General features: G+C 51.7%; 4 protein-coding genes and 1 pseudogene. 1 reads left to right on the top strand and 4 read right to left on the bottom strand.

The annotated features are described in order from the left end of the window. The 4 genes and pseudogenes from Q0256_RS03220 to Q0256_RS03205 all read right to left on the bottom strand — a co-directional run. A pseudogene (locus tag Q0256_RS03220) lies at positions 1-881 on the bottom strand (hypothetical protein); the annotation flags it as partial. Beyond that, positions 865-1986 (bottom strand): DNA adenine methylase, encoded by a 1122-nt coding sequence (locus tag Q0256_RS03215; protein ID WP_297959991.1) that lies wholly within the window; start codon positions 1984-1986, stop codon positions 865-867. The pseudogene Q0256_RS03220 and the gene Q0256_RS03215, both read right to left, overlap by 17 nt. Next, positions 1987-3600, bottom strand: a complete 1614-nt coding sequence (trpD, locus tag Q0256_RS03210) for an anthranilate phosphoribosyltransferase (RefSeq protein WP_297959990.1) — start codon at positions 3598-3600, stop codon at positions 1987-1989. It lies immediately after the preceding gene. 342 nt (positions 3601-3942) lie between these two features. Next, positions 3943-5625: an anthranilate synthase component I family protein gene (locus Q0256_RS03205; protein WP_297959987.1), complete on the bottom strand. Its 1683-nt coding sequence runs from the start codon at positions 5623-5625 to the stop codon at positions 3943-3945. Between the two features lie 127 nt (positions 5626-5752). Here Q0256_RS03205 and Q0256_RS03200 point away from each other — a divergent pair, with 127 nt between their 5' ends. Beyond that, positions 5753-6484: a YaaA family protein gene (locus Q0256_RS03200; RefSeq protein WP_297959985.1), complete on the top strand. Its 732-nt coding sequence runs from the start codon at positions 5753-5755 to the stop codon at positions 6482-6484. Positions 6485-6621: the final 137 nt, after the last annotated feature.

The following is a 6621-nucleotide window of genomic DNA, read 5'->3' as shown; positions in this document are numbered from 1 at the left end:
CCGCAGCTCAAACCCTCAAGCGGCGGCATTTCGGCGCCGATGCTTAGCACTTGCCACGCCTCTATGCCCGCCGCGTTAAGCCGCGCTTTGAAATCCGCGCTTATGCGTCCATAAATTTGAGCGCAGTCCAGCTCGCAAAGGTTACAAATTTTTAAAATTTGCTCCTCATCTAAAGCTTCCGCGCCAAAAATTCCAGAATTCAGATCCTTTGCAGAAGCAGGCACGGCGCGGTTTGCGTTTAAATTTACGCTCAAATCCTCGCGCTCGTTTTCGTAAAATTCTATACTGCCGCTCGTGCCCGCGTAAATTTTATCGCCGCGAGCTTTGTCACCAAAATTTTCGTACTCGTACGGCGCGACGCCGTGTTTTTCGGAGTTCAAAGCAAAAACTCCGACGCACTTTGCGCCGTTTTCATGCGCGATGCGTGCGATCTCACGAGCCGTTTCTACACTGACGCGGCGTTTGGAGCTTGATACGAATATCACGCCTAAAAATTCCACGCGCACGCCCGAGCCGTCGCCCAGATTTCGCGAATCGCTACTGAAATTTTTATCGCAATCGGAATTTTGCTCGGACGTAAAATTTGCATGATTTTGTGCGCGGCAGGTAAAATTCTCGCCGCCCTGATTAAAATTTGGCGCGAAATTCTTGCTGCCGGAATTTCGCGTAGAATTCTCGGCATCCGAATTAAAATTCCGCCTAGAATTTTCGCCGCAAAAATTAGAATTTTTTATTGAGCTCTCGCTACTCGATTGCGGTAAATTTTTGGCGCCGTCCGCGCACTCTAAATTTGCGCAGAAAGCCGAGCTGCACGCCAGCACCGCACGGGCTTCGGCGGCGCTTTTGATGCCGCAAATTTTGATCTTACTTCTGTACGACATATAAAAATTCCGTCACATAAAGCTCGCGCGCGTTTAAATTTCTGCTCGCGCGGTAGGTCGGATAGCGGATCTCTATCGTGCGCACGGAGCCGATGTGCGCGAGGTTTTTTAAAAATTCCGCTTTCGAGATAAAACCCTCGGAATTAAAAGAGATTATTAAAAATTTCGCCGGAAATTTCGCCAGCAGCGCGAAAAATTCCTCAGCAGCACTTGATTTTTTGTTGTAGGCCGAGCGGTTCCAGTCCGCGGGGATTCCAGAGACCCTGCTAAGCCCCGCAGCATTTGGGCGCTTGCCCTCGTTTATAAAATCCGTGATCAAATTTAGCATGAAATAGTTCGAGCCGTAGGGGTGCTGATTGTAGGGCGGATCAAAATACGCGACGTCAAGCTGCGAAAAGCGCTCGCGCGCACTCTGTGCAAAGCGCGCGGCGTCCTCTTGAAAGACCGCGCTTTCGCAGGCGAAATTTGAAAGCACGGGCAGGCGCAGAGAAATTTCGCCCATTATGCGAGCTAGCGCGTTTTCGCCGCTGCCGCCGAACTTGCCTACGCCCGCTTTGTCCTTGTAAAAGCCCTTAAAAACGCCGCCCGTGTTTGAGTGGATGCTCGCCTCGCTAAGCAGCGGCGCGGTGAAAAAATCGCGAAATTTTTGCGGGATTTTACCGATCTGCTCGCAAAGCCCGCCCAAAATCAGGGCGTTTCGGCGCGTGTAAAAAGCGCGCTCGCCCGCCTTGATATTCTCATCGTCCTTCGGCGCGTACAGCTCGCTAAAAAAACTCTCCTTCGGCGTAAAATTTCTTAAAATTTCGGCGTGCAGCTCGCTCAAATCCCGCCACAGCCCGTCGCTAAAATTTGAAAGATAGCAGGAGTTTATCGCGCGCGAGTAGCCCTCCAGGTCGTTTGCGATCACGAGGTTTGAGTGCGCTTTAGCCAGTCGCGCGACGATGCCGCTGCCGCCGAAGACGTCTGCGAAGCTGATCTTGCCCTGCCCAAGCTCCGCCTTAATCTCGCAGATCGCCCGCTCTATAGGCGCTAGCAGCGAGCGCTTGTTACCCAGATAGCTGATGAGCTGCTCGCTTAAAAACTCCCTCTTTTCGCCGCTAGCCATCTAAGCTCTCGCCCCTACGTAGTTTTCGTAAAATTTCCACGTTTTGCCCGATCTGATCGCCTCTAAAATGAGCGGCTTAGCCTCCGCAGGGCTTGACACGACATCCGCGCAGTATAGCGCGAACATCGCATTTAGCACGACGATATCAAATTTCGGTCCGCTCAGCTCGCCTTTTAAAATTTGCTTTAAAATCTCAGCATTAGCCTCGCCGTCGCCGCCTTCGATATCGCTGTGAAATGCCCGAGCGAAGCCGAACTGCTCGGGATTTACGCGGTATTCTAAAATTTTGCCGTCCTTGACCTCGTGGATTAGCGTCTCGTCGCACAGGCTGATCTCATCCATGCCGTCCATACCGTGCACCACCAGAGCGTGCTTGCGCCCCAAAATCATCAGCGTTTCGGCGATGAGCCCGTTTACTTCCTCCAGATAATTGCCTACGATCTGATTGCTTAGGCTCAAATTTGGATTTAAAAGCGGTCCCATTATATTAAAGACAGTGCCTATTTTTAGGCGATTGCGCACCTCCTTGACCTCGGCGGTGATCTTATGAAAAAACGGCGCGTGAAAAAACGCCAGCCTGGTGCGATCTAGCAGCGCTCTAATCTGCGCCAGATCGCTAAGTAGCGGCACGCCCAGAGCATCGAGCGCATCGGAGCTGCCCGATCTGCTGGTGATCGCGCGGTTGCCGTGCTTTGCGACGCGCACGCCGAAGCTTGCCGCGATAAAGGCCACGGTCGTGGAGATATTGATCGTCTTTAGCCTATCGCCGCCTGTGCCTACGATGTCAAACATCGGGCTCGAATCGTCGTAGATGACCGAGTATTTTAATATACTGCGCACGAGCGCCGTAAGGCTGCTTGGGTAGAGCGATTTTTCGCTGATCAGCACGAGCAATCCCGCAAGCTGCACGATGTCGTAATCCTGCTCATAAAGCGCCTTGCAAATGACGGCGTAATCGTCGCTGTCTAGCGGGAAGCCCTTTTGTAGCTTCAACATAAACGGGGCGAAATTTACCACGAGTTTCTCCTTTAAAATTATCTTTTTGCCGTAATTGATGAAATTTTCGATGATCTTTTTGCCGTATTGAGTAAAAAAGCTCTCGGGATGAAATTGAATGCCGAAAACCGGCTTACTTCGGTGCTTCATCGCCATTATAATGCCGTCGTTTTCGCTCTTTGCTAAAATTTCAAACTCGCGCGGCAGCGTAGCTTCGTCCACATAAAGCGAGTGGTAGCGCATCACTTCAAATTTACGCGGCAGTCCGCTAAAAAGCACACCATCTGCGTAAATTTCGATCGCCGAGCTCTTGCCGTGAAGCGGCACCTCCAGCTGCTTTATCTCCGCGCCCGCCGCATATCCGATCGCCTGATGCCCAAGGCACACGCCCAAAATCGGCACGTCCAAATCCGCGCGCAAAATCTCTAAGCAAACGCCGCTATCTTTTGGGTGATTTGGCCCGGGGCTTAGGATTATGTGCGACGGGGCAAGCTCGCGCACCTGCTGCAGCGTTATCTCGTCGTTGCGGAAGTAGCGCACCTCCTCGTCGCTTAGCTCCAAAATGTATTGATAAATATTAAAAACGAAGCTGTCGTAATTATCTATCATTAAAATCAAAATTTTATCCTTTTTTAGGGCGTTTACGCCTCTTTAAAATTATAAATAGTTTAAATTTAACCGCTTTGTGGCGGCTAAATTTAGCGCCGTTTTAGCGCCTCTTGCGTGCTAAATTTAAAATTTCGCCCGCGGCTGCGGCATTACTGAGTCGCGACTTTGTGCTGCTTTGCGGCCGATATGTATTTCGGCATTGCGGCGCCGAATGAAGCTAGCCGTTAAATTTAACGTCTTAGCAGCGACACGTTTTAAATTTAGCCGAATCAAACTCGCACCGAAAAGCGGTGCGCCCGGCTAGCTAAATTTAAAGGGTCTAAACTTCCTCGCATAGCTCCTCGATCACTTTTAGCGGGCTTTTGCGCTTTTTGCAGATCTCTGCGTATTCGCTCTTTGGCGAGCTGTCGTAAACGATACCTGCGCCCGCTCCGATAAATACGAGTTGTTTAGCCCTTCGCAGCCGAAATTCTCCGCGCTAAATTTGGCAGTCTCAAACCGCATTGCGCGGCTAAAGCTCGGCTTGCTCTCTAAATTTAGCGCTCCGCCGCCCGCGCGAGCTTTTAAATTTAACGTCGCGTCGCGCTCGCCTGCGCGAGCTAAATTTTGCGCCTCGCCGCCGCCCTTTTGCGCCGCAGTACCGCAAAACTCCGCCGTCTCGGGATTTTCACCGTCGCAAAGCTCTGTCGCTTCGGAATTCCCCTCGCCGCAAGCAGCATCTAAATTTAAGTTGGAATTTCGTTTAAAATCCTCGTCCGAGCAGGCATTTTGCGCGTCGCGATTTACAAAGATCGCCGAGCGGATCAAGATCGCCTGCATCACATCGCCGCTAAAGCGCCAAAATCCGATTCCGCCGCCGTAGATGCCGCGCTCGTAGCGCTCCAGCTCATTTATGATCTGCATCGCGCGAATCTTCGGGCTGCCGCTTAGCGTGCCCGCAGGAAATATCGTGCCGAGCACCTCAAACGCGCTTACCCCGCGCGGTTTGGTGCCGTAGACCTCGCTTACGATGTGCATCACGCTTTCGTAGCGCACGACGCGCATCGCGTTTTGCACCCGTACCGAGGCGGGCTCGGCAAATTTGCCGATGTCGTTGCGAGCTAGATCGATCAGCATCCGATGCTCCGCAAGCTCCTTTTCGTCGCTTAAAAGCTCGCGCTCGAGCGCTGCGTCCGCTTCGGCATTCGCGCCTCTGCTGCGGGTGCCCGCGATGGGAGCTACGAAAATTTCGTCCTTTTTGATCTCCATGATAAGCTCGGGGCTGGAGCCCGCGACGCAGCCGTACGGCGTCGGGAAGTGAAACATATAGGGGCTCGGATTGTTCTTTTTGAGTCGCTCGTAAAACTCCAAGCTGCCGAGATTCGTACCGACTTCTAAAATTTCGCCCAGCACGACCTGAAACACGTCGCCGCTTTTTATCTTTTCTTTTGCGGCTTCGACCATCGCGCTAAAATGCGACTCCTCGGCGCCCAGATCGGTTAAAATTTTAAATTTAAGCTCTTTTTTCTTAGGCTCCGGCTCAGACGCGCTTTGCGATTTTGAGCCGCCTTTTATCGCGGCGTCCGCTTTTGCGGCACTCTGCGGCGCGCCTGCTGCTTCGGCGGAGCTTTGCTGCGAGGCTTGCGAACTAAGCTCGCGCAGGCTTTCGTAAATTTGGGCGTCTTTGCCGTAAAAATCGTAAATTTTGCTGATTTTATCGTAGTGCAGGTAATTTGCGGCATCGGCGTAAAAAAACGGCGGGAAGTCATATAGCGCCTGCTTCGGTGCGCCGATATTTTCGAACGCGCGCACGATGTCATAGCCCAAAACGCCGAAAAGTCCCGCAAAGCTCGCGTTTTTAAACTCGCTCGCACCCTCTTTTGCGCCCTTTACCTCATCAAATTTAAGCCTCAAAGCCTCAAAACTCATCTTAAATCCGTCGAAATAATCGCAATCAATGCCGATGATGACCTGCCTCTCGTCCTCTGCGAGGTAGCTTTGCGGATGCGTCTTTAAAATTTCGCGGTAGTAAAACAGCGGCTCTTCTAAAAGCATTTTCGTCCTTGGAATTTTTAGCGCCATTATACGCTGCTTAGCTTAAATTTGAGCGGGCGGCGCGAGCTTAAGCGGGCTTGAATACAAGCAAAATTTTAGTAAAATTAGCAAATTTCAAGGAGAACGTATGAAAATTTTATTTTCCCCAAGCGAGATGAAAAGCGAGCTGGGCGGCGACACGCGCATTTGCGAGCGAAATTTCATCTTTGCAGATCTTTACGAAAAGCGCCTGCAGATGCTGCGCGCCTATGCGGATTTCGTGGATAAAGCGAGCGAGGCGGAGCTTTGCAAGCTTTTCGGGCTGAAAAAATGGGATGTGGCTCTGCGCGAAAATATCTTTGAAAAAGGCTGCGCGAAGGCGCTTTTACGCTACACCGGCACCGCGTATCGCGCCCTAGGCTACGCGTCGCTAAGCCCCGGCGCGCAGGAGTTTGCGGAGCGAAACACGATAATTTTTTCAAACCTTTTCGGCCCCGTGCTGGGCGGCGACGCGCTGCCGAACTACAAACTCAAACAGGGCGAGAAATTCGGCGGCATAGACGCGGCGAAATTTTATCGCGATAGCTTCTCCGCCGCGCTGGATCGGTATCTGGCGGATGAGTGCGTCGTGGATCTGCGCGCGGGATTTTACGAAAAATTTTATGAGATGAAGCACGAATATTTGAGTTTTAGTTTCATCAAAGGCGGAAAGGTGCTGAGCCACTACGCCAAGGCTTGGCGCGGCAAGGTGTTGCGCGAAATAGCCCTTGCCCGCGCCTGCAGCGAGGCGGAGGTGCTTGCGCTGCGCTTGGGCGGCGCTTCCGTGCTCGAGATCAAACAGATCGGGCTAAAAAAGGAGATCGTGCTGGAAATTTCATAAAGCGCGAAAACCGCTCGGAGAAATTTACGATAAATTTTGCAGGTTTAATGCATATTTTTGCGTAAATTTAGCCCGAACAATTTGCCGCGAGTTTAAATCTTAGAGCAGGCTAGGCGTTTATGCGGATTTTGCGGAGT

The sequence above is a fragment of the uncultured Campylobacter sp. genome, assembly GCF_937949835.1.
Classification (GTDB): domain Bacteria; phylum Campylobacterota; class Campylobacteria; order Campylobacterales; family Campylobacteraceae; genus Campylobacter_B.
Note: the sequence above shows the minus strand (reverse complement) of the source record. Positions and strands in the feature narration are given on the sequence as shown.

Excerpts from the sequence above, each read along its gene's own strand:
- Q0256_RS03215 (WP_297959991.1), bottom strand. The coding sequence starts at position 1,986 with ATGGCTAGCGGCGAAAAGAGGGAGTTTTTAAGCGAGCAGCTCATCAGC.
- Q0256_RS03205 (WP_297959987.1), bottom strand. The coding sequence starts at position 5,625 with ATGCTTTTAGAAGAGCCGCTGTTTTACTACCGCGAAATTTTAAAGACG.
- Q0256_RS03200 (WP_297959985.1), top strand. The coding sequence starts at position 5,753 with ATGAAAATTTTATTTTCCCCAAGCGAGATGAAAAGCGAGCTGGGCGGC.